This window comes from Photobacterium makurazakiensis, from assembly GCF_050336715.1.
Taxonomy (GTDB): domain Bacteria; phylum Pseudomonadota; class Gammaproteobacteria; order Enterobacterales; family Vibrionaceae; genus Photobacterium; species Photobacterium makurazakiensis.
On the sequence record NZ_JAKJSJ010000026.1, the window covers coordinates 1 to 21,971 of the forward strand.

General features: G+C 40.1%; 24 protein-coding genes and 1 pseudogene. 10 read left to right on the forward strand and 15 right to left on the reverse strand.

Features of this window, described 5'->3' with window-relative positions; all coding sequences use genetic code 11:
• Positions 1-323 precede the first annotated feature (323 nt).
• Positions 324-971, reverse strand: coding sequence for a glutathione S-transferase (locus L4D09_RS12745; protein ID WP_428457884.1), 648 nt, complete (start codon positions 969-971; stop codon positions 324-326).
• Positions 972-1,215: 244 nt separating this feature from the next.
• Here L4D09_RS12745 and L4D09_RS12750 point away from each other — a divergent pair, with 244 nt between their 5' ends.
• From L4D09_RS12750 to L4D09_RS12765, 4 genes are all read left to right on the forward strand, one after another.
• Complete coding sequence (locus L4D09_RS12750) at positions 1,216-3,471, forward strand: peptidase U32 family protein (RefSeq protein WP_428457885.1); 2,256 nt, start codon at positions 1,216-1,218, stop codon at positions 3,469-3,471.
• Positions 3,472-4,660: 1,189 nt separating this feature from the next.
• On the forward strand, positions 4,661-5,263 hold the full coding sequence (locus L4D09_RS12755; RefSeq protein WP_428457886.1) for a hypothetical protein: 603 nt from the start codon (positions 4,661-4,663) through the stop codon (positions 5,261-5,263).
• Positions 5,264-5,387: 124 nt separating this feature from the next.
• Complete coding sequence (locus tag L4D09_RS12760) at positions 5,388-6,023, forward strand: LysE family translocator (protein WP_428457887.1); 636 nt, start codon at positions 5,388-5,390, stop codon at positions 6,021-6,023.
• Between the two features lie 135 nt (positions 6,024-6,158).
• The gene (locus L4D09_RS12765; protein ID WP_428457888.1) at positions 6,159-6,548 is read left to right on the forward strand and encodes a VOC family protein; all 390 of its coding nucleotides are present in this window, start codon (positions 6,159-6,161) and stop codon (positions 6,546-6,548) included.
• Here the strand turns inward: L4D09_RS12765 and L4D09_RS12770 are convergent.
• The gene (locus tag L4D09_RS12770) at positions 6,538-6,633 is read right to left on the reverse strand and encodes a hypothetical protein (protein WP_428457889.1); all 96 of its coding nucleotides are present in this window, start codon (positions 6,631-6,633) and stop codon (positions 6,538-6,540) included. The two genes, L4D09_RS12765 and L4D09_RS12770, sit on opposite strands and share 11 nt — an antisense overlap.
• A gap of 43 nt (positions 6,634-6,676) precedes the next feature.
• Positions 6,677-7,373, reverse strand: a pseudogene (locus L4D09_RS12775) (transposase family protein); the annotation flags it as partial.
• 302 nt (positions 7,374-7,675) lie between these two features.
• Between L4D09_RS12775 and L4D09_RS12780 the strand changes: the two are divergent.
• Positions 7,676-8,098: a hypothetical protein gene (locus L4D09_RS12780; RefSeq protein WP_428457890.1), complete on the forward strand. Its 423-nt coding sequence runs from the start codon at positions 7,676-7,678 to the stop codon at positions 8,096-8,098.
• 37 nt (positions 8,099-8,135) lie between these two features.
• Here L4D09_RS12780 and L4D09_RS12785 read toward each other — a convergent pair whose 3' ends face one another.
• The 5 genes from L4D09_RS12785 to L4D09_RS12805 all read right to left on the reverse strand — a co-directional run bounded on the left by L4D09_RS12785 (position 8,136) and on the right by L4D09_RS12805 (position 10,783).
• A complete protein-coding gene (locus L4D09_RS12785) occupies positions 8,136-8,828 on the reverse strand; it encodes a hypothetical protein (RefSeq protein WP_428457891.1) in 693 nt (230 codons plus the stop codon).
• A 118-nt stretch (positions 8,829-8,946) separates the two neighbouring features.
• Positions 8,947-9,414: a DUF3653 domain-containing protein gene (locus L4D09_RS12790; protein ID WP_428457892.1), complete on the reverse strand. Its 468-nt coding sequence runs from the start codon at positions 9,412-9,414 to the stop codon at positions 8,947-8,949.
• A 68-nt stretch (positions 9,415-9,482) separates the two neighbouring features.
• Positions 9,483-9,611: a hypothetical protein gene (locus tag L4D09_RS12795; RefSeq protein ID WP_428457893.1), complete on the reverse strand. Its 129-nt coding sequence runs from the start codon at positions 9,609-9,611 to the stop codon at positions 9,483-9,485.
• A gap of 392 nt (positions 9,612-10,003) precedes the next feature.
• Positions 10,004-10,327 (reverse strand): stress response translation initiation inhibitor YciH, encoded by a 324-nt coding sequence (yciH, locus tag L4D09_RS12800; RefSeq protein ID WP_428457894.1) that lies wholly within the window; start codon positions 10,325-10,327, stop codon positions 10,004-10,006.
• 195 nt (positions 10,328-10,522) lie between these two features.
• Complete coding sequence (locus tag L4D09_RS12805; RefSeq protein ID WP_428457895.1) at positions 10,523-10,783, reverse strand: hypothetical protein; 261 nt, start codon at positions 10,781-10,783, stop codon at positions 10,523-10,525.
• 350 nt (positions 10,784-11,133) lie between these two features.
• Between L4D09_RS12805 and L4D09_RS12810 the strand changes: the two genes are divergently transcribed.
• Positions 11,134-11,739 (forward strand): HAD family hydrolase, encoded by a 606-nt coding sequence (locus L4D09_RS12810; protein ID WP_428457896.1) that lies wholly within the window; start codon positions 11,134-11,136, stop codon positions 11,737-11,739.
• Positions 11,740-11,832: 93 nt separating this feature from the next.
• Entirely contained in the window at positions 11,833-12,348 is a 516-nt protein-coding gene (locus L4D09_RS12815; RefSeq protein WP_428457897.1) for an ATP-dependent zinc protease family protein, read from the forward strand.
• Between the two features lie 55 nt (positions 12,349-12,403).
• Here the strand turns inward: L4D09_RS12815 and L4D09_RS12820 are convergent, their stop codons facing one another.
• On the reverse strand, positions 12,404-12,778 hold the full coding sequence (locus L4D09_RS12820; protein ID WP_428457898.1) for a DUF3319 domain-containing protein: 375 nt from the start codon (positions 12,776-12,778) through the stop codon (positions 12,404-12,406).
• 196 nt (positions 12,779-12,974) lie between these two features.
• Here L4D09_RS12820 and L4D09_RS12825 point away from each other — a divergent pair, with 196 nt between their 5' ends.
• Positions 12,975-13,946, forward strand: coding sequence for a tyrosine-type recombinase/integrase (locus L4D09_RS12825; RefSeq protein WP_428457899.1), 972 nt, complete (start codon positions 12,975-12,977; stop codon positions 13,944-13,946).
• A gap of 106 nt (positions 13,947-14,052) precedes the next feature.
• On the opposite strand, the gene L4D09_RS12830 is transcribed toward L4D09_RS12825, so the two are convergent.
• The 6 genes from L4D09_RS12830 to L4D09_RS12855 all read right to left on the reverse strand — a co-directional run bounded on the left by L4D09_RS12830 (position 14,053) and on the right by L4D09_RS12855 (position 18,370).
• Entirely contained in the window at positions 14,053-14,691 is a 639-nt protein-coding gene (locus L4D09_RS12830; protein ID WP_428457900.1) for a putative adenosine monophosphate-protein transferase Fic, read from the reverse strand.
• A complete protein-coding gene (locus tag L4D09_RS12835) occupies positions 14,681-14,854 on the reverse strand; it encodes a YhfG family protein (RefSeq protein WP_428457901.1) in 174 nt (57 codons plus the stop codon). The genes L4D09_RS12830 and L4D09_RS12835 overlap by 11 nt, the downstream gene beginning before the upstream one ends.
• A 102-nt stretch (positions 14,855-14,956) precedes the next feature.
• Positions 14,957-15,958: a D-alanine--D-alanine ligase gene (locus L4D09_RS12840; RefSeq protein WP_428457902.1), complete on the reverse strand. Its 1,002-nt coding sequence runs from the start codon at positions 15,956-15,958 to the stop codon at positions 14,957-14,959.
• Positions 15,959-16,251: 293 nt separating this feature from the next.
• A complete protein-coding gene (gene arsB / locus L4D09_RS12845) occupies positions 16,252-17,274 on the reverse strand; it encodes an ACR3 family arsenite efflux transporter (protein ID WP_428457903.1) in 1,023 nt (340 codons plus the stop codon).
• A 41-nt stretch (positions 17,275-17,315) separates the two neighbouring features.
• The gene (locus L4D09_RS12850; RefSeq protein WP_428457904.1) at positions 17,316-17,663 is read right to left on the reverse strand and encodes an ArsR/SmtB family transcription factor; all 348 of its coding nucleotides are present in this window, start codon (positions 17,661-17,663) and stop codon (positions 17,316-17,318) included.
• Positions 17,664-17,788: 125 nt separating this feature from the next.
• Complete coding sequence (locus L4D09_RS12855) at positions 17,789-18,370, reverse strand: SPOR domain-containing protein (protein WP_428457905.1); 582 nt, start codon at positions 18,368-18,370, stop codon at positions 17,789-17,791.
• 154 nt (positions 18,371-18,524) lie between these two features.
• Between L4D09_RS12855 and L4D09_RS12860 the strand changes: the two genes are divergently transcribed.
• Both L4D09_RS12860 and L4D09_RS12865 read left to right on the forward strand, forming a co-directional pair.
• Positions 18,525-19,034: a DUF2301 domain-containing membrane protein gene (locus L4D09_RS12860; protein ID WP_428457906.1), complete on the forward strand. Its 510-nt coding sequence runs from the start codon at positions 18,525-18,527 to the stop codon at positions 19,032-19,034.
• Positions 19,035-19,238: 204 nt separating this feature from the next.
• Positions 19,239-21,929, forward strand: a complete 2,691-nt coding sequence (locus L4D09_RS12865; RefSeq protein ID WP_428457907.1) for a bifunctional acetate--CoA ligase family protein/GNAT family N-acetyltransferase — start codon at positions 19,239-19,241, stop codon at positions 21,927-21,929.
• The last annotated feature ends 42 nt before the right edge of the window (positions 21,930-21,971 follow it).

A 21,971-nucleotide genomic window follows, 5' to 3' on the forward strand; every position in this document is an offset into this window, starting at 1 on the left:
GTTAGATTGTTAATTCAGGGTAATAATCTATTATTATTCTAATTATCAATATATYATGTATGCATATCTGGGCATCAGGATTTACTAATTAATAATTTCATAGCGTATAAAGTCGATTTTTTTGCTGTTTATGAGTTAAAAATGACTAATGCTGAATTATTTAATCGCTACTGAAAAGTCATTAACTTTCAGTGGAAATGTTAACAATTAGTTTCTTTTGATGTGTTGGTATACCGTGATTTAGATTTTATCTGCAACAATCAGAATTCGCCGTCCCTAACGTTTTGCCACTTTTCATTAAACACGGTGATCGTATGAGAGTTTTATTCAAATAAGAACTCTTCTTGGCTTTCAATCCATTGAGGGTATTGTTTCATGACTTTGGTGTATAGCGTGCTTTCATAGTGGGATTTTAACCATTTAGCGATATTTTTATATTCAGATTGAACGAACCACTTCTTTTCTACACGTGCAAATTGACTAATGAAAGGCATCAGGGCGTAATCTGCTAGGCTCGGTGAATCCCCAAATAAGTAACTGTGATTAGATAGTCGTGCTTCTAAAGGGGCAATCAGTACTTCACAATCTTGGCGGCGCTGTTCTAGATCGTCATTATGATAACGTGCCGATGCTCGGTATTGCTCTAATAATGGGATGAACTGTGAGTCGTTTTTCCGGACTAACATTAGAATGTCATCCGCTATGTTTGGTAGGTTATTACGTAATAGGTTTTGCGGATCGTTTAAGTTGAGCGCCCAAAGCATAATATCCAAGCTTTGATCGATGACTTGTGAGTTGTTCAGCACAATCACTGGCACGGTGCCTTTAGGGCTGGCCGCGAGTAGTTCATATGGCTTATTACGGGTTACTATGTCTCGTAGCATGACTGGCTGTTTTGCGAGTAGTAGGCCCATTCTGGCTCGCATTGCATAAGGGCAGCGGCGAAGAGAATATAATATGGGTAGTGACATTGTTCCCTCAGTCGGAGTTCGTGAAGTCGTTATGTTCAGTTATTGTTACTTCCGTTTATCAAATAGCAAAGTGATTTTTAATTTTTTACCAGATTTAAGCCGCATGCCTCTATTTTTCAACGTCATTCCTAAGAATTTTAACTTGATTCAAGTCAATAAAAGCTAGATCTGTGGTAATGAATTGGTGATGTCGTTAGAATACGCGCTCAAAAATATTATAAGTTAAGTAAGTGAGCGGTTCAGAATGAGCAGGAAAATAGAGTTATTGGCCCCTGGTGGCGATGTTGAAGCAATTAAAGCGGCCATCGTTGCTGGTGCAAATGCGGTTTATTGTGGCTTAGACACGTTTAATGCTCGTAACCGAGCGTCCAATTTATCGCTGGATGAATTGAATGGTGTTATTCGCCTTGCTCATGAATATGGCTGTGAAGTGTTCTTAACGCTTAACGTTGTTCTTTTAGAACATGAAATCAAGAGTATTTGTAAGCTACTAAACCAGCTAGTGAACACAAAGCTTGATGGCATTATTGTTCAAGATTTAGGTTTATTCGACCTAGTTAAGAAGCATTTCCCGTCATTAGACGTGCATGCTTCTACTCAGCTAACCACGCATAATGAAGGCCAAATTAAGTTCTTATCTAAGATTGGTGCTACACGAGTGAACCTATCTCGAGAACTGAACCTTCCTGAAATCAAAATGCTAACTGAAGTGGCTCACGATCATGATGTACTCACCGAAGTGTTTGTGCATGGTGCGTTATGTATTGCGTTCTCAGGTCAGTGTTATTCGAGCTCAGTTAGTGTTGGTAACTCTGGTAACCGTGGCCGTTGTAGCCAAGCATGCCGTGATGAATATGAAATTACCAATGCAGGCAACAAATTCCCACTGAACCTAAAAGATAACTCTGCATATTATGACTTACCTGAACTGGTTGATGCTAAAGTCGATTCGTTAAAAGTAGAAGGTCGCATTAAAGGCGCTCACTATGTATACACGGTTGTTGATACTTGGCGTAAACAGATTGATAGCTTTGTTGAAAGCGGTTTGCTAATCGAAGACGACTCAAACCTGCACAAAGTGTTTAACCGTGATTTCACTAACTCTTTCCTTAAAGGTAATTTAACGAAAGACATGTTCATCGATAATCCTCGTGATAACAGCTTGAACTATGCAGTGGATAAAGCAGCGTCTGAAATTGATTCTATTTCTGTCGTTCAAATTCAAGAAGTCACGGATAATCTCTACAGCTCAAAAAATGAGCTTGGTAAAGAGATGCGTGAGAAAATTGAATTCCTTGATATCCGCAAGACGCCACTGACGCTTTCATTTAGCGCAAAACTTGGTCAGCCTTTTGTCGTATCTGTTATTTCAGACTCTGAAACGTTTACGGTTCAGTCAGCGTCTATTTTGTCTGCTGCAGGCGAAAAAGCGATCACACAAGAATTACTAGAAAAGCGCTTCAAATCAGTAAAGAGTGCAGTGCATGTTCTTGAAAAACATGATTTTGAGTCATTAGATGCTGGGCTAAGTATCCCTCTAAAAGAGGTCTCGGCATTGAAAGATGAAATTGACTTCATCTTGAATGGCTCGGTGAAAGTGATCAAACACGTTGATGTGCCTGCATTACCTAAACACCCGAAGGTAAACGAAACACCAACGCTTTCTATCCTTATCGCAGATGTGGAAGATCTTCACTTGTGCGATGTGACTGAAGCGGATATTTATTTTAAGTTGCCTGAAAGCTTTAAGAAGCGTTGTAATAAATACATCGATATTCTAGCAGCTAACCCACGCCTTATCCCATGGTTCCCTGCGGTACTCATCGGTAAAGATTACGATGAAGCAGTACGTGTCCTTGAAGAGGTTAAGCCTGCACGTATCGTAACTAACAATACAGGTATTGCTTATAAAGCGTATGAGATGGGCATTGAGTGGGTAGCAGGCCCATTCATGAATACGACCAACTCACATGCGCTTGTAACGTTAAAAGAAGAGTTGAACTGTGCCGGTGCCTTCATTTCGAATGAGATCAATAAAGGTCAGATTCGTCATATAACTCGTCCTGAGAACTTTAAACTGTTCTATAGCATTTACCATCCAATTCTGATGATGACGAGCCGTCAGTGCTTCTTCCAAAGAACGGTGGGTTGTAACAAACCAAGCATTGAAGCTGGCTGTATGTTGAAGTGTGAAAAAGCGACGACAATTACCAACGTGAAGGGGATTTCTTTCGCTGTTGATAAGCAAAAAGGTGGTTACCCAAGTATTTACAACCATGAGCAGTTCTTAAATCACGATGCGGTTAAAGACTTTTCTGGTTTATTTGATGAGTTCTTCATTGACCTTACAAACATTGGCGCGGGTTCGAAAGAAGTACAAGACAAGGTTGAGTTAATTAAACACTTTGAAGGCCTAATCAATGGTGTTGAAGGTTCAGAACAGCAACTTGATAGCTTAGTTGAAGTTCGTACCAATGCTCAATACGTGCAAGGTTTGTAATAGATACTGACCAAACGCATGTTCGTCTCGTCCTAACACACGATACAACTTAATACAGTAAACCGCCGGCTATATATCAGTCGGCGGTTTTGTATAGGGTAATGCTCTCGCAAAGCTAATACCATTACCTGATGCACTATAACTTTTACTTTGTTATAGAACAATTAATATTTATAGTAACTAAAATTACACCATCACCAATCTACTACCTATATTTGCTCAATAGATAGCTGAGTTTAATGCCATTCTCAGCCAGGCCTTAAGGCAATGAAGTAGGGCACTACATTTATCTAGTACCTACCTTATAAGGCCACACCTGAACAGAAAAAGGTACATTTCACATTTCCATCAACGGATGATGTCTCAAGATTAAATCTCTTATCTTTCAACTTAACGTTACAGACTCCTTTTCCTGACTGAAAATCTATTCCGTTAATCGTGCAAAATGAAAATTTGTCTTCTGGGAGAGAAGATAAACATCGATAAATTTTCTTATTTTTTTCAATTTTATTAATGCTTTTCATCATTAATTCGCGCTGCTGAATCGTGTTGTGATAAAAATTGCATACTGATTTATCGGAATCACTCTCGAGATGAATAGTAATGTTCTTACTATCATTAGCAATTGTCGAAAATGATAGCAAAAGAATAAGTAATGAAATGAAAAATTTAATAATCATGCTAACCAACTAACTCCATGTTTTTGATGTACATAAGGTGTAGGGGTATAGATAATTTAATTATATTCCCGATTTTTTAGTGTTGGTTAATAATCAAAGTATTGTGGCTAATATCACATTATTAGCTGATACATAGCGCATTACACTGTCACCTTTTCATTGGCTGCAGCAATGAGAGTAAATACGAAAATGATAGTGATCTTGTTACCGTGACCATTGGTGAAACTGACGCACAACTTGGCTATACCATTCCAATGCTAGCCGCTGCATTTATCGGCTTGTTCGATACGGTTCGCAAGAAAATCAAAGGCTAGGGGCCTTGGATGGATGTTTACCAAACGGTGTTAGTTGCTGCTGCAACATTCGAATGACGCAACTACTCACAGCAATCGCTGTGAGTTATTGATTTTAAAGTATATAAATCATACTATCTCTATATTAAATATCATCCGGTTTAATAAATATGCGTATCCATTTCGCGAAATGAAATGTTATGAGCCAGAGGTAGTATGCTAGAAAGTAAAAACGATATTCTTTATCAAAGTAGAGCTTCAGGGCTTGGACAGCTTATTCGCATAGTTGCTTTTCAATATAAGCACTATTGCCATGAAATCAGGGTGATGTTTGATGATTTTGGAGGCTATCCTGAACCAAAAGTAATATCGGAAAATTTTCCAGAATTTTTCGATAGAACAATTACTACAACAGTTTTTACGGGGATGGCTATTGAAGCTTTTCTATATGATTTTTCAGTAGTAAATGTATCAAAGACTTATGCCGATAAAGTGGAAAACAGAACACTTGATGATGAATTTGAAGATATAGTGAATAAAGTCATTGGTGACGATGCTTCTGAGTTCCAAGAGATCAAGCAGCGTTTAACTTCCTTAAAATTGTCAAGAAATCACTTTGTTCACAACAAAAGTACACAGATGGGTAAATACAATACGAAAAGTGTTGATTGGCTAACTCCCAATATGTGCATGAACTTACTGATAGATGTTATGACTTTTTTTGAGTTGCATAAACCTAATTATCTACTTTCTTCGTATACAAGAAAGACGCTCGAGGAAGTTAAAGCCCAAGAGGATGCGTTTCTTACTGGCTCATAACAAAGCAATCAAGGTGACCCATTACACTCGGCGGCTTTGGTATGGCGCTTGGTGAGTTTACCGTGGCGCACCTTATCCCAGCCGTTAGGGCTCACCACGAAAATTAGAATAGAGATGATTATAAATGTTGGAGCAATACTTTTTTCTACTGCCAATAGCTACCCTGTTACTCTTTGGCGCGATGACGCCAGGTCCATCATTTATCTTGGTTGCGCAAACAGCCATGTCAAAATCTAGAACTGAAGCTATGTGTATTTCTATAGGCTTGGGTTTGGGGGCGAGTACATTCGCATTTATTGCCTCAATGGGGCTCATTGCACTTTTTGAGGCGGTGCCTGAGTTTTACGTGGCTTTCAAAGTTCTTGGAGGTCTATATCTATGCTATCTAGGATTGAAAATGTGGCGCGCGAGCAAAAGCAAAGTTGCTTCTGCTGATGTAGAATTGCCTAGCAAACCAGCTCATTTTAAGGCTGTGGTTCTTGGGTTGGCGACTCAGTTAAGTAATCCAAAGACTGCAATTGTATTTAGCAGTGTGTTTGCAGCCATGTTACCCGTTAAAGTTCCTGTTCATACAACATCAATATTAGTTATTGGCGTGTTTGCCTTGAATTTTTCATGGTACTTCATAGTTTCTATTTTGCTATCAAGCCCAAAGGCGCAAGCCAGTTATTTACGATTTAAGTCAAACATCAACAAAGGTTCAGGCTTAATAATGGGGTCTATGGGTAGCAAGTTTATAGCTGAGAGTCTCAAGCCCTAACAAACTCTTTAGAGTGATTCGCAACGCGTGGCATTGTTTACTATACGGTGGTTTTAGCGTTTAAGGTTGTATGCGGGGCATCATCGGTATTACGTTGTTCACCCCTTAACACGTCGTTAGGCATTAAAGGTACATATGAATACTCAAAGGTATGGAATAATCTTAAACGTTGAAAGATACGATGAGTGTGTTGCTTTTTACAGTGGTGCTCTTGGCTTAAATGTTATGTTTTCGAAAGTTGAAGGAGACTTTAAGCTAACTTGTGTCGAGTTTGGTTCCTGCTACTTAATGATAGAAACTGAAGGTTTCGCTAAACCCTCTGGTAAATCTATTAAAACATGCCCGTCAAAATTAAGGTTTAATGTTTCTGATATAGACGAGGCACTGGAGAGAGTAAAAAGCTTAAATATACCTTTTGAGTTCATTGAAAGTGACTGGGGCTCAACGATTAATATCTATGATCCAGATGGAAATCGTATAGGTATTCGAGACGAAATTAGTTTTATCCGTCAAATTAATGCCTAACAAGAACTTTAAACGGAACATAGTCCAGTTCATACATCCGCTTTAATGCATAATACTCATCATAACGCAGCATCCAACAATCCAATTCCTTCGGATTGAATCGACCTTCGGGGGTGACAATCAGACCGGCTTTGTTCTGTCGGATTAATTAGATAAATAACGTTGCCGTTCTGAAATGTCAGTGATTTAGAGAGCTTGCGCAGCTCTTGCTAAGTGAAAATATCATCAAGTTCGTCGACTGACTCTCGTGCTGGCCGATGCATGTCTTTAGGATAATATGCGGGGAAATCAGCGATGAAGTCGGGGAGCCAGGCACTCGCTTGTTCAATGGTATCAATGTGTTGTAATCGCATTTCTTTTACTAAGCGATCCTGTAACGTTTTATTCGCACGTTCAACGCGACCTTTGGCTTGTGAGCTGTTGGCGCAGATTAACTCAATATTTAACTCTTTCAATACACGGCCAAACTGGGTTAGCCGCTCAATCATGATGGGAGCCATCGATTTGAATTAATTCACCCAGGCAATCTCGGCGATGACGAGGTTGGTAAATCCGAGGTTTGCGTTTAACGTAAGATACCCACAAGCCATCTGTAATCATCCATTGCCGGAGAGTTTCAACGGAAACGTGGATACCATGAAGCTCCTTCAGTTTTTCGTGAGCGAGTGTCGGGCCAAAGTCAGCATACTGCTGATGGATCAATGCCAGTGTTTGTAATTTTAGTTTGTCATCATGACGGTGGTTGCCAGGCTGACCGCGCTTACGTGAAATTAAACCCGCAGAGCACAACTCAGTGAAACGTCGGGCCAATCGATAAACTTGGCGGAACAATTCCAATGTTAGCCGCTGCGTTTATCGGTTTGTTCGATACGGTTCGCAAGGAAATTAAAGGCTAGGGGGCTTCGATGGATGTTTACCAAACGGTGCGAGTGCTGCGGCAACGGGCTTCTTTTCGGCTTTCGGTACAGGTATAGCCATGAAAACGGATATTGTGTGGATTAAGAAAACCCTTGAACACCATGATAAACGGATTTCAAAGTTTGAGTAGGAGCATTAAGCTCTAACTATTTGCTGTTAAGCATTGATTTTATTATAATTTAAAGAATTACTATTAATATGAGATGAAAATGAAAAAAGTAATTCAATTTAAGAAAGTACTTTCCGGCATTGATATTATTACCAATATTCTTATCGGACTTATTGCTCTTGCCGGTGTAGTTACAATGGCTGAAGTAAGCCCTATGGCTGGTTTATCATTTTTAGTGTCTGCTGGTTTATTCTGGGTTTTCAAAGTATTGGCTTTAGGAATATCGTATACATTGATTCAAATCGCTGAAAATACAATGCCTAATGGAAGCGGTTCTGAAGTGAATATTACTGATAACGTAATTGAAACTGACTTAGAAAAACAGTTTTCAACATTATATGAATCAAATAAAGGTAGCGATAAAGTTACTGATTCAATGCACCGAATCCATAAAAAACTTCAAAATGGCGATAAAGTTAAAGAGATTTATCTAGAGACAGCAATAGAGCAATTGAAATCATAAATATACGATAGCCCGCAAATTGCGGGCTTTTTAATATCTACGGTAATGGTACATAACCCCACATGTAATTTCCTTCATCGTTATACACAGCACCAGCTAGAAACTTTTCACCTTGGATCGTTACGCTAAACACCATTCCTTGGTAGTCACCATCAAAGTTTGAATCAGGGCACGCTGATGCCGTAGCTGTTAATGAATGATAATAGTTTTCTGCTGGTGATAATTGGCCAGTTAAGGTGCAATAGGCATTCACAGTAAAAGTACCATCGCTTTCAATCGCCCACGTTTCACCAGTATCTTGATTAGTATGTGTGCCAACCATATCATCTAACGATAATGTGGCTGGCTGACGCTTAAAGTCATGCACGAATGATTGACCATTGACTATTGTAGCTGCGTGAGCAATATCGTTTTCAAAATATACCGTTATAACTTGGTCGGGGAAGTGATCAAAACCACCGTCAAATGTAACTTGAACACCATGTAAACGTAGCTCATTGCTAAAGGTATAAACATGATCAAATGAGTAAATGGTATTACTGCTGTCGTAGGCAATAACTTGGCCTTGCTGATACATATCGACAATCATAACGGCATCGTCTGATTGATAAAGGCCATTAAATTGAGCCTTCGTTGTGCTTGTTCCTTGCTGCTCGTTCGTTTCATTATCATCACCTCCGCCACAACCAAACATCATGACAGTTGCGAGAAATAAATAAATGACTCTCATTGTTTCATCCTTGTTTAACTTATCGTTTGTGCCAGTATCCAAATTCAGACGCATTTGAAACGTGTAAAAAGAAAGCCTTGCGGTGTGCTTAACGAATAAAGCTGCAAGGCTAGGGAGCTTACTTTTGATTCTCGCGTTTGGCCTGAACATTACGGTAGGCTTTCTTCTTATCTTTGCTGACCGTTTCCTGTTGGATCTCTTTTATCCGACGGCCGCCACGGAACGGGAACGGTGTGACCACATTGGATCGCACCGGAATATAGTCCAGCTCGTACATCCGTTTTAACGCGTGGTACTCATCATAACGCAGTGCCCAACAGTCCAATTCCTTGGGACTAAATCGTCTGCCTTCGGGTGTGACAATCACACAGCGGTACTCATCAATCCGAAACCCTTGCCAACGGGTATCATCAGGCAGATAACCACGCGCACGAATAATGAGGAGTTTTTCAGCCATCGGATTAACGTCAACTTCACCAGAAAGCCAACGTTGAACGGTCTTGGGTCGAACATGAAACCAAGCCGCAGCTTGTTGGGTGCTATCGAAATGAAGCCAGAAAAGGCGTTTGAATGATTCATGCAGCATGATGTGCCTCGCAAAATTTTCCGTTGTATTAAAGTTTTTTCCGATTGATAGCAGTAATACTCATCGGGTCAGGCTATCAAACCGAACATCCGTGTTAAGTCAGCCAAGAGGCTTGGCTTTGACGGTTTCAGTAATACAACGTGGTGCGCGGCAGATAAATCAACAAAGTCTGTTTTAACTAACTGTTTCCAGAGCATTTTGAATCTCCAAAATCAAAGGTTTCAAGGCTAACTCAAAGACCCTCGGCAAATGTTAAATTTAGACCCCTCAGTGCGCATTATGTACCTTATGTTAAATAGAGTTTGGAGCTATAACGATATGAATACATTAACGTTAAACTGTCATCCCTCTTTTCTCTTTCTTGTTTTTACTTATAGTCAGTTCGTAAAACTACTGTACAATTTAACAGTATTGGCTATTTACCATAAAATAGGTAATAAACACTTTTGTTTTAATCCCGTCTGCAAATGTTCATTTGGCCTAGTGCTTAACACTCTGTGTTATTACCTTTGAAGCGGCAAACCAAAAGTAACTTCACAAGCAACAAAAAAAGCTCGATATAATATCGAGCTTTGCAAGCTTACTCAGTTTAGCCACCGGCTAACTTCACTGTATGTCCTTTTTTCTCTAGCGCGGCTTTAATAACCTCACGCTTATCACCTTGAATTTCGATGGTACCGTCTTTAACCGAACCGCCACAGCCACAGACTTTCTTAAGCTGTGCTGCTAGCAATTTCAGTTGTGCATCATCAAGATCAAGTCCTGAAACAATACAAACGCCTTTGCCTTTACGACCTTTAGTCTGGCGTTGAATACGAACAATGCCATCTCCTGTTGGACGTTGAGCTGCTGGCTTGTCTTCTTTAATGCGGCCTGTTTCAGTTGAGAATACTAAGCGGCTGTTATCATTCATTTGAAAAATCTCGGTGGTTTTCTTTAATCTGTTGACCCGATAATAACTTAAGTGAAGCTATTAACGTATTTCCTTAGTATGGATACTAACAAGATTAGTAAATGAAATCAAAATGCCAAATGTTCGGGCCACATAAATACCCTTATATTACAGCTACTTGTGCCAAGGCACAGCTCAATGGCTATTTTTCTTGCGTTACATTAACTGATTGGATTCCAATGCTATAAGCCTTTGAAATAAAATATCTCTTAGTTTTTCTACTGTTGCATTTTCATTAAGATGCCGCTTAGCTATGTGGATTACGATTGGTATCTCGGAATCTTTTGCATAGATTACTTTTTTATCAAATTCTGAATTTAAAATGTCTAACCAAGTCACTACCAACACTTTTTCTAAAAGTTGAATATCGTTTTCATCATAAATATCATCGCTGCTATCTGTTTGTTCAGTTCTCATCGTCCATCCCAAAAACTAATGATTTTTTTTAAAGTATCAAAAAATAGAGCCTGATGAATTAGCATTATTTAGTTATACCTAGGAAGGCATGCTAACTCGTGAACGAGGACTCATCGGATAATGAATCAAAACTGAAGTTTGTTCAGTCTATGGATCGACATGCTTCACAGTTCGAATGAATAAAGTGGGGATAAGTACTAAATCGGTCAATAATTATTTAACTATCTATTCAAGAGCTTGGTAACTGTGGAGCGAATTGAATACATTGAAAAATCATTTTAGCGTGTCCCCTATTTAACTAGTGATAGAGGAACTTTTGATGCTCTGGAAACACTTTAATGGAAACGGTTATGATTAAAAACGTAATATTTGATCTGGGCGCAGTACTGTTTGAATGGAATCCAAAACGCATTGTTACTTCGTTTACTCAGTCTGAGCATGAGCAAGAGCTACTACTAGAACAAGTCTTAAGTCACCCAGATTGGCTGTCTTTAGATCGTGGAACGATGTTGATGGCAGAAGCTATTCCTAAGTTTGCGGCTCGTACCCACTTCAGTGAGCCAAGAATGGAAGATTTTATTGAGCATATACAGAATAATTTAACAATTATCCCTGAAACAGAAGCCTTAATTCATCATGTTTTAAGCGCCGGCTTACCTGCCTATTTTTTAACAAATATGAGCAGTGCTTTTTTTGAAAAACTTAATGAAAAACATAACTTGTATGGACTTTTTGATGGTGGTTTAGTCTCGGGTAAAGAGCTAATGATAAAGCCAGAATCAGAATTTTTTTCTAGTTTGAGCGAACGTTTTTCTCTTGTGCCGGAGGAATCTTTATTCATTGATGATCAGGATGTTAATGTTGAAGCTGCAAATTCACTTGGTTTTCAAGTACTAAAATTTGAAAAACCAGGCGATAGTTGCTTAAAAATTCGAAAATTACTTAAAATTGACTAATCTACTCTAGATAGATTACGTTAATTCATATAACGTTCATCTCTGTATTGGCACACTGTATACGCTTTAAAACCAAATACTTAGGAGTTCCTTGTGAAGAAACTTTTCATTCCTGTCTTAATGTTACTTTCTTTGGGCTACACGAATGTTGTTATGGCTGAATCTAAAAATGATAAGGCAAAGTCAGTTGTTGGCCAAGTTGAGACTATTAAGATAGAAGAACTTGGTATGGAATACTTAGCTCGGATTGATACTGGAGCAGAAACAACCTCTATTCATGCTAAAGATATTAAAGTAACTGGTGATGATAGCGATAGCGATGATATGCGTGATCACGTTGGCAACACAGTTGAGTTCACATCGATTAATGAAAAAGGCGAAGAAGCTACATATAAAGCTAAGATAGTTAAAGTTAGTAAAATTCGTAATGCACAAGGTGTCGAGCGTCGTTACGCCGTTGAAATGGATCTAAGTTGGAATGGCGAGCATAAGAAAGTTGCAGTTAATCTCCGAGATAGAAGCAAGCTTGATTATAAATTACTCATTGGGCGTAATTGGCTGACTGGTGATTACTTAGTTGACGTAGAAAAATCTGACGACGAAGACTAACTCCACGATTAAGTGAAACGGCCTTTCTTTTATGGCCGTTTTACTATCAAGTTCCCTACCCGTTTCGCTGCTGTAGTTGCTGTCTTTTAAGTAAAACGAGGTCTAAATGTTTTTTGATCGCAATAGGCGATCCTTTAAGTAACCTATTGCCAAGCATGACATACCATCCATTGGGTTCGCCATTATCATTAATAAGTTTAAACCCTTTATAATCTTCAGCTTTTTGCAAAGACTGTTTTGACTGGCCAGAAGTATTGCCAAATTTTTCTGGTGGCATGAATGTTTTCATATCGCACCACCAATCAATGCTTTTTTTCACAAGCGTCAGTTTATTCTTAACTGACGCTCCATTGATAATGGTTTTCCAATCATCAGGTGAACCAGTGGCATTTTCTATGTTATGGCCCCTGTGAAACAGACGTTTCTTCATTTTAGCCTCATTTTTCGAGTTGTTTTTGAAGCAATTGCTTATTTAATCCTTTTGAAGATAATTGAAGCACTCAGGTTCTTTTTTGTCTTGTTAACAAGCCTATTATTTATTCAATCTGTGAAATAGAACAAATTTGCGCGTATTTTAAAGCATGCTGTTATAATAATAAAATTATAATGCACTAGGTAAAGTTCATATGACCAAAAAAATAGCACCTATAAGTGATGAAAGTGAGCGCCAAGTTAGTTTAAAGCATTTTACGTTAAAGCAAACGTCATTTGACGACATTCAACGTTTAACTCGCGGTCAATATGCAATGAACACACTTATTTCATTCAATAATGACTGGAATAACTTCCTTACCTTTTGCTCTAATAATAAAATCCCACCTCTTCCAGCAAAGGCAGATACGGTTCATCGTTACATTGAAGAAATGTCTAAAACACGGAAGCTGGCCAGCCTTAAACGTTACATGGTAACTATCTCTTTAATACATCGGTGTCATGATTTACCCGACCCTTGCGCTCAGTCTGAAATTAGACTTGAAATGAAAAAGCAGCAGCTTGCAAAACATGACGACTATGAAAATGCAGCTGCATTTCGTGATGAACATTTGCAAAAGCTTATCATGCGCTTTGAGTTATCCATTAAACCCAAAGACATTCGTGATGTCGCTATTTGGGCTGTGATGTTTGAAGCGATGTTGAAACGCAGCGAACTAGCCAATTTAATGCTAGAAGATTTAGTGATTCACGAAGATGGGCTTATTGATATTAATATTGAACCAAACACAATTTCATTAAGCCGTATTTCTTCTCAAGCCCTACAACGCTGGTTAGTAGTAAGCTTTATCGCAGATGGCTATTTATTCCGTCGAATAGACCGACACAGCAACATTGGCGATCGCCCTCTTGATCACTCGTCAATATACCGAGTCTTCCGACGAGCAAGTGATGAGCTTGGATTACCCAAAGCACAATTATTTTCAGGCCAATCGCCTCGGGTTGGTGCTGCACAAGATCTTTCGGACTCAGGCTTAAGTATTAACGAAATACAAGAACAAGGACGTTGGAAGAGCCCTGCAATGCCTGCTCAATATGTTGGAAATACAGATAGGCACGATAAGGAAGTTGCGAAGTATATAAAGCCTAAGCCTTGGGAAGGCTAATTATCTCTTGAGTTATGCGCTTTAAATATCCCTCATGAACTTATAAATTCTTTCTATATACAACATTAGTTATAGTGCGTTAGTGTTAAGATATTTTTTCGCCTTATCACACCTTAGGAGCATCGTTCCAATGTTCACCATAACCCTTTTCTATATCGATTGGCTGTGTTATTCGAGCAAAGAGTATTTCTAGTGGTTGTAGTAAGCCAAAATATCCGGCTTGGTTCGCTTCAACCCATTCTTTTAAGTTAATGCCTTCCCAGCACACTTCATAGCCTGCATTAATAGCAAGTATTTCAAAGAATATTCGTTGAACACGGCCATTACCTTCACGGAAAGGATGTATTACATTGAGCTCACAATAATAGTGGGCAATACGAGCGATGAATTCATCAAGTGGTAAGTTACACAAAAAAGCCTCATTTCGAAGCGCACCGAGTAACTTTTCTGTTTCACGTGCAATGTTTTGCCAATGGCAAAAACGTGTTTCACCTTTCGTTATATCTACTWGACGAACTTTCCCTGCCCAAGCATATAAGTCTTGGAAGAGTGTTTGGTGGATTGTCTGTAGATATTCGAGTGTAAAATTATCGAACTCAGGCTCAAAATGCGTCGCACGAACATGGGTAAAGTCCCGCTCTGCGGCTTCAAGTTCATCTTCATTACGGATTGACAGCAAGTTTACCAAGACGCTGGTATTAGGGTAACAATCCGGATCATGCTCTACATCGTATTTATCTCGCATACCTTAACTTTAAATCGGCTATTTGTTTAGATTCAGTTTCTTCAGGAGAGTACTTTTTCTCATTATCAGATGCTAGGTGAATCCCTTCTAATTGCAGGCTAGCAGTATAGTTCCTCGACTGCATTGATTTGTATCGTGATTTTTTTTGTGCCTCAGTTAACATCGACCCTTTTCCCTTATCTACTTAAAGTCAGTATTGCAGTTTTTGAGTAAATTGCCTGCATCAAGAATAAAAAAGCCGGACAATTTGTCCGGCTTAATACTGTTACTTCACTGCATTTTTTATGGCCTTCTCAAGGAAGGCTGTGAAGCTATGTCCGTGATGCTTTAACATCTGCGGAAACATTGAAATCGGCGTCATTCCAGGGAACGTATTGATTTCATTCAGTAGAATTTCATTGTCTTCACTTAAGAAGAAATCAATACGAGACAGATCTTTCAGCTTCATTTGTACAAATGCTTTTCGAGCAAACTGCTGAATATCTTTAACCTGCTCTTCGGTTAAGTTAGTCGCTTCAACATTTGTTGTTGAGTGGCTATCTGCACTGTATTTTTCTTCGTAGGTATAGAATTGATCATCAGGGCAAGACACTTCACCAGGCTTGGTAATAACAAGCTCGTCGCCATACTGATAGGCCGCGATTTCAAGTTCGCGAGGCTTAATCGCTTTTTCTACTAACACTTGTTCAGAATAACCAAATGCGTCATTCACTGCTGTTGCTAGCTGTGCTTTATCAGCAACATGATAGCAACCTACCGATGACCCCTGACAAGCAGCCTTAACAAACACCTTCCCCCACTTTTCTAGTGCTTGCTCTGCTTTTAAGTGAGACTCCGCATTATTCTCACTTAAGAAAACATACGGTGTATTGGGGATATCGAGTGCATCGAACCACAATTTAGTGGTGATTTTATTAAAACAGTTTGTACTAGCTTCTGCACCACAACCAAGGTATGGTAGGTTTGCCATATCTAAAAACGATTGTAGATCACCGGTTTCGCCCGGAAAGCCATGTATGCAAGGAATAACGTAATCAACGTTTACCTTTTTATCAGCCTGCTTAACTAGCTGTAATGTGCGATCAAGGTTTAGTTGGCACAGCTCATTTTCTGCCGTAAACCAACCATCTGTTTTCATTTCAACACGGGTATAGCTAATGCCGTCAATCTGTTGGAGTTGCTGCTCGATATAGTTTGAAGATACGAGAGACACTTCGTGCTCGGCGCTACCACCGCCACAAAGTAGTAATACGTGGATTGAACTCATTATCATCCCTTGTTTTCATTACTGACAGCATCTGCCAGTTAATAATTATTGCTAATTTATCGCAAAACGAACACATTTCGCGATAAAGTCTAATTCTGTCCCAATAGTAATAAAAAATAGGTGTCTATTGCACCTTATATCTTCACCATCAGTGATATCTTTCAATAAATTAACATAGGTCAGACTATCCAACCTCAAAAGCCAGGCTTTAAATGTTAAAATGGGTATTCACTTTATTGAATACCCATTCATTAGAGCAATACTCGCTACTCATTGCAAGCGTACCACAAGCTTTATGAAGCGGGCTCTAGTTCAAAGTTATTACGAGTTCGATTAGCGTATGCTACAAGCGTTAACATCACGGGTACTTCGACAAGTACCCCAACCACTGTTGCTAATGCGGCACCAGAATGAATACCAAATAAACTGATCGCTACTGCAACAGCCAACTCAAAGAAATTAGATGCACCAATCATCGCACCTGGAGCGGCAACACTATGCGGTTGCTTCCACTTTCTCATCCATATATATGCCACAGCAAAAATGAGGTAGGTTTGAATCAGCAATGGGATAGCAATTAGAACAATATCAATAGGGTTCGCAATAATTGTTTGCGCTTGGAAGCCAAACAATAAAATTACGGTTCCAACCAGGCCAACAATTGAGAGTGGCTTCAATGTTGCTGAAAGCTTATCGATTTTTTCCTGCTTTCGAATAACATTGCGAGTGATAACCCCCGCAAGCAGTGGAACAACAACAAACAACGAAACTGATAGTAGTAGCGTATCCCAAGGAACAGTAACATCAGTCACGCCTAACAAAAATGCGGCTATCGGGGCAAAAGCGACCACCATAATTAAATCATTAATTGCAACTTGCACAACGGTATAGTTTGCATCGCCTTTCGTTAGTTGGCTCCAAACAAATACCATTGCTGTACAGGGTGCGACACCGAGCAGAATCATTCCGGCAATATATTCGTTGCCGAGATCAGGTGAAATCCATGCACCAAAAACATAGCGAATGCAAAAGACGGCTAAAAGTGCCATTGTGAAGGGTTTAATCAACCAATTCACAACAATAGTAATGACCAATCCTTTCGGGCGGCGATGGATTTGTTTAATCGATGAAAAATCAACCTGTAACATCATTGGATAGATCATTAGCCAAATAAGTACAGCTATGACTAAATTGATTTGTGCGTATTGTAAGTCACCTAAAAAGGAAAACAATTGAGGAAATATAACACCACCGGCTAAGCCGATAACCATTCCAATACCAACCCAAATACTTAGAAAACGTTCAAATATGCCCATTCTGGCAACCTCAAGTAATTAGTTATCAATGAAACTTACATCTATTCACTTTCAGATGGTTTACAGACTTTACTCAGATTATTTGGATGACAATCTGCTGTTTCATCACCGTTACAACATTCTTCTGTCATGTAGGCAATTAAATCCATCATGACTGGAATGTTTGCTCTATACCGCTGGTATCGCCCTTGTTGTTCAACCGACACTAACCCAGCATGTAACATTGCCTTTAAATGAAATGATAAAGAATTTGGGGCAACGCCCATTTCTTTTGCCACTTCCCCTGCGACTTTGCCTTCATGACCGGCTTTAACCAACAGACGCCAAGCGTCAAGCCGTACAGCTGAAGACAGTGAGTCAAATATTGTCGTTGCGTTATCTCTGTTCATATTTCAATACTACAAGAACTCTTGAAATGATCAATAGTTAAAATCTATATTTCTAGAAAATAGGAAATAAAAACCAAAAAAAGGCAGCCTCTCGACTGCCTTTTTATATGGTTAACTCATTGAAATTAATTTAATTTTGTCAACTTCGGTGAYGTGGATAATTTAATATCATCAATGCTTCGTATGAACGGTCCAAAATCACGTACATCTTTTGGTAAAGCGTTCAAAGCCACTTTGGCTTGCTCCTTTGTATCAAACTCTCCGTACAACAACGTAAACCAAGGTACCCCGTTTAAGTCTTTTTTATTCATCCAGACGGGTTTATCCGAAGGTAATTTATTCATGTACGTTGTAAAGCCTTTATTGTGACTTAACGCAAGTACTTGAATAGTGTAACCACGCTGAGTGATACCTTTAATTTGGGCGCTGCTTTCTTTAGGAGAGGATGCGGCAATTTCCTGCTCTTGCTGCTGAGTTTCTTCCGCCGCTTTTTTGATAACTTTACTTGCCGTTGTTTCTTCTGCTACTGGTGTGTCAGCAACAACAACGTCTTCATTCAATGTCGTTTGACCTGTCGCATCTATAAAACCAAGCTGCGATTCTGTATACACTTCTTCGGTTGAAGACGTCACTATCTGAGTGGTTTGTGGTTCTGATGCACACCCTGCTAAGGCTGACGCGACGGCAATCACGGCTAGTTTTTTCATTATTACTCTGCCAGATAAAAATACTACCCCCATTCTGCCGCTGGTTTTTAACCCATTCAACCCTAACGTTAATATAGATCAATAACTATTGCCCTACGTCACACGAAATAAGCGTAAAATGGCTGTGTTTTTCGATATTTATTGGAGTTATATGATGGCCGATCCTCACATTCAGTGCGAATTAGACGCTTTAGACAAGTTGACGGTAATTCTCTATCGTTGTGCACTTTCCGCCTCGGCTGTAATTATGGCATTAATTGCTTGGGAGCCAAACCTTGCTGGAACAGGTTTGATCATGGCGGCACTAATCGCGACAACAACAGTGCATATCTACGATAAACGTTTTCGTTGGCTGATCCTTGGCAGTGCTCTTTTTGCCACCATCTGGCAAATGACCGGTATTTGGTTCCCACTTGCTATTGGTGCCGCATTGTTTAGTTTTAGTGCGTTAGCGATAAAGGAATACTTCTGTTTTCAACTTAAAGTGCTATTACTAACACCACTTTGCCTTGCGGGCTTTTGGTTTTGCTTTGTCTTGGGTTCAACACAACTTAGTATTGTTTTTAGTATGGCGAGTGCCGTTTTATTAGCGATTGCCGCTTTTTCAAAGTGGCGAATGCCACTGCATTATGACATTGGTGATAAAACGCGTTACCAAGTTTAAACCTCGTAGTTTGCTCTATATGCTTGTCGCCGTAATAGCTTGCGGCAACAAGCAGGCACAATCTTCATATCTCGCTACAACCATGAAAAGCATATTGTTTTTGTATAGGCATTGATCACAGCCCGCATACTTTAGTCAGACACTCCAACCGTCATTCGTTACACTCAAATCATAATGAATAACAAGATAAGCGAGTGTCGTACTATGGAAGGAATAGACAAGCTTCTTAAACCTAAATCTATTACTGTTATTGGTGCTTCAGATAACCCTAGTCGCGCAGGAAATGTCGTAATACGTAACCTGCTCTCAGGTTCATTTCACGGGCCAATCATGCCCGTCACGCCAAAGTATGATGCCGTTGCTGGCGTACTGGCTTACCCAACGATAGATAGCTTACCTCGTGTCCCCGACCTCGCTATTGTTTGTACCAACGCACTCCGAAATGTCGACATTATTCGCCAACTCGGTGAAAAAGGCGTGAAAGTCGCCATTGTTTTGGCTGCTGGCATGAACGCTATCAACAAAGATGGTGATACGGAAGAAGCCAAGATGTTTAGCATGGCGAAACGCTATGGTATGCGTCTTGTTGGCCCAAATAGCATGGGACTCATCCTGCCATGGTTAAACCTGAACGCCTCTTTTTCACCTATTGCAGCGAATAAAGGTAACATTGCTTTTATCTCTCAATCTGCCGCTGTGTGCACCACAATTCTTGATTGGGCAAAAAATAAAAGCATTGGTTTCTCAACATTTTTATCCCTCGGCGATGCCTGCGACATTAACTTTGCTGAATTGCTCGATACCTTATGCCGCGATAGTAAAACAGAAGCTATCTTGCTTTATATTGATTCGGTGAAAGATGCTCGTCGCTTTATGTCAGCAGCACGTGCCGCCGCGCGTAACCGTCGAATTTTGGTTCTTAAGAGTGGTCGCACGCAAGCCGGAAGCGCTGCAGCCCACCTACATACTGGGGGAAATCCGGGTTTAGATGCGGTGTATGATGCAGCTATCAGACGTTCAGGGATGCTACGCGTACACAATACACATGAGCTGTTTGCTGCCGTAGAAACCCTTGCACATTCTGTTCCCCTAAGAGGCGAAAGACTCGCAATTATCACTAATGGCGGCGGGCCAGCAATTATGGCGGTTGACGCACTCTCAGATAGAGGCGGAAAGCTAGCGCAATTGAGTGAAGAAACCACCAGCAAATTATCCAATATATTGCCGTCATGCTGGTCTAAATCAAACCCAATCGATATCATCGGTGATGCCGATATTCACCGTTATGAAGAATCAATAAAAGTACTGCTTGATAGTGATGATTTCGATGCATTGCTAATTATGCATTCACCTTCTGCAATCGCACCGGGTCAGGAAGCAGCAAAGCGTCTTGTGAAAGTATTAAAAAATCACCCTCGTACTCGCAAGTTCAATATTTTAACCAATTGGGCAGGTGAAGATGAGGCAGTTGTTTCTCGCTATACGTTCACAGAAGCTGGATTCCCAGCTTATCGTACGCCTGAAAGTGCGGTATCAGCCTTCATGCACCTTGTGGAATACCGTCGAAACCAAAAACAATTAATGGAAACACCCGTCTCATTTGGTGAGATTCAAGCAAATCCAAAACATGTTCATGACGTGCTCAACCATTTATTAGCACAAGGTATTACCCAGTTAGAAACCCATGAAGTTCGCCCCGTCTTAGAAAGCTATGGTTTTAAAACTCTACCCACATGGATAGCCACCGATCCGGCAGAAGCTGCGCATATAGCCGAACAAATTGGTTACCCTGTAGCGGTAAAACTTAGATCACCCGACATTCACCATAAATCAGAAGTTCATGGCGTTATGTTGCATCTAAGAACAGCAGCTGAAGTTGCAAACAGTGCACAAGCCATTCTTGACCGTGTTTCACTCAATTACCCTGATGCGCGTATTGATGGCCTTTTAGTACAACGGATGGCGAAACGCTCTGGTGCACAGGAGCTTCGAGTCTCTGTTTATAACGATGAAGTTTTTGGCCCAGTCATTTTGATGGGCGAAGATGCCGCAGAATGGAACATTCATAAAGATGCTGCTGTCGCTATCCCACCATTAAACATGGCGCTAGCGCGTTACATGGTGATTAATGCGATTAAAACAGGAAAAATCAAACAACGAAGTCTGCCTGAGCGTATCGATATCCCAGCGCTGTGTAAGCTTTTAGTGAAAATATCGCAGTTAATTATCGATTGCCCAGAAATTAAAACGTTTGATATTCATCCGCTATTAGCGTCAGGTAATGAGATGACCGTCATTGACGCCTCGATGACTATTCGTTCGTTTAAAGGGAATAAACAGCAACGATTAGCGATCCGCCCTTATCCTAAAGAGTATGAAGAGGAAGTCGCACTGAAGGATGGGACGCGTATCCTGCTAAGGCCAATTTTGCCTGAAGATGAACCTAAGCACGCAGATTTTATATCTCATGTGTCGGTTGATGATCTCTACAAACGCTTTTTCTCTGATGTTGGGGAGTTTAATCATGAAGCGCTGGCTAATTTCACACAAATTGATTTTGACCGCGAAATGGCTTTTGTCGCAACCGTGGAAGATAGTAATGATAGCGGTGAAAAAAGTGAGAAAATTATCGGCGTTACACGTGCCCTATCCGATCCTGAAAACATCAACGCTGAGTTCGCTATTCTCGTTAGGTCTGATCTAAAAGGGGTTGGCCTTGGGAGTATTCTAATGAATAAAATCATCCGCTATTGCCGTGAACAAGGCTTAAAACGTATTACGGGGATGACAATGCCAGCCAACCGAGGGATGATCATGTTGGCTCAAAAAGTGGGTTTTGAAATAGATATTCAAATGGAGGATGGTGTCGTGGAAATGTTGCTGCCTCTCGAGTGATTATAAATTAGCATTGCGGCATGTTTTTACATGCCGCGTAAT

Bases quoted from the DNA above. Each gene is read 5' to 3' on its own strand.
- L4D09_RS12805 (WP_428457895.1), bottom strand. From the start codon at position 10,783: ATGAGAACTGAACAAACAGATAGCAGCGATGATATTTATGATGAAAAC.
- L4D09_RS12790 (WP_428457892.1), bottom strand. From the start codon at position 9,414: ATGCTGCATGAATCATTCAAACGCCTTTTCTGGCTTCATTTCGATAGC.
- L4D09_RS12835 (WP_428457901.1), bottom strand. From the start codon at position 14,854: ATGTTAACTGAGGCACAAAAAAAATCACGATACAAATCAATGCAGTCG.
- L4D09_RS12840 (WP_428457902.1), bottom strand. From the start codon at position 15,958: ATGAGTTCAATCCACGTATTACTACTTTGTGGCGGTGGTAGCGCCGAG.
- L4D09_RS12795 (WP_428457893.1), bottom strand. From the start codon at position 9,611: ATGCTCTGGAAACAGTTAGTTAAAACAGACTTTGTTGATTTATCTGCC.
- L4D09_RS12850 (WP_428457904.1), bottom strand. From the start codon at position 17,663: ATGAACAGAGATAACGCAACGACAATATTTGACTCACTGTCTTCAGCT.
- L4D09_RS12780 (WP_428457890.1), top strand. From the start codon at position 7,676: ATGAAAAAAGTAATTCAATTTAAGAAAGTACTTTCCGGCATTGATATT.
- L4D09_RS12745 (WP_428457884.1), bottom strand. From the start codon at position 971: ATGTCACTACCCATATTATATTCTCTTCGCCGCTGCCCTTATGCAATG.
- L4D09_RS12860 (WP_428457906.1), top strand. From the start codon at position 18,525: ATGGCCGATCCTCACATTCAGTGCGAATTAGACGCTTTAGACAAGTTG.
- yciH (WP_428457894.1), bottom strand. From the start codon at position 10,327: ATGAATGATAACAGCCGCTTAGTATTCTCAACTGAAACAGGCCGCATT.
- L4D09_RS12785 (WP_428457891.1), bottom strand. From the start codon at position 8,828: ATGAGAGTCATTTATTTATTTCTCGCAACTGTCATGATGTTTGGTTGT.
- L4D09_RS12765 (WP_428457888.1), top strand. From the start codon at position 6,159: ATGAATACTCAAAGGTATGGAATAATCTTAAACGTTGAAAGATACGAT.
- L4D09_RS12750 (WP_428457885.1), top strand. From the start codon at position 1,216: ATGAGCAGGAAAATAGAGTTATTGGCCCCTGGTGGCGATGTTGAAGCA.
- L4D09_RS12810 (WP_428457896.1), top strand. From the start codon at position 11,134: ATGATTAAAAACGTAATATTTGATCTGGGCGCAGTACTGTTTGAATGG.
- L4D09_RS12825 (WP_428457899.1), top strand. From the start codon at position 12,975: ATGACCAAAAAAATAGCACCTATAAGTGATGAAAGTGAGCGCCAAGTT.
- L4D09_RS12820 (WP_428457898.1), bottom strand. From the start codon at position 12,778: ATGAAGAAACGTCTGTTTCACAGGGGCCATAACATAGAAAATGCCACT.
- arsB (WP_428457903.1), bottom strand. From the start codon at position 17,274: ATGGGCATATTTGAACGTTTTCTAAGTATTTGGGTTGGTATTGGAATG.
- L4D09_RS12760 (WP_428457887.1), top strand. From the start codon at position 5,388: ATGTTGGAGCAATACTTTTTTCTACTGCCAATAGCTACCCTGTTACTC.
- L4D09_RS12865 (WP_428457907.1), top strand. From the start codon at position 19,239: ATGGAAGGAATAGACAAGCTTCTTAAACCTAAATCTATTACTGTTATT.
- L4D09_RS12755 (WP_428457886.1), top strand. From the start codon at position 4,661: ATGCTAGAAAGTAAAAACGATATTCTTTATCAAAGTAGAGCTTCAGGG.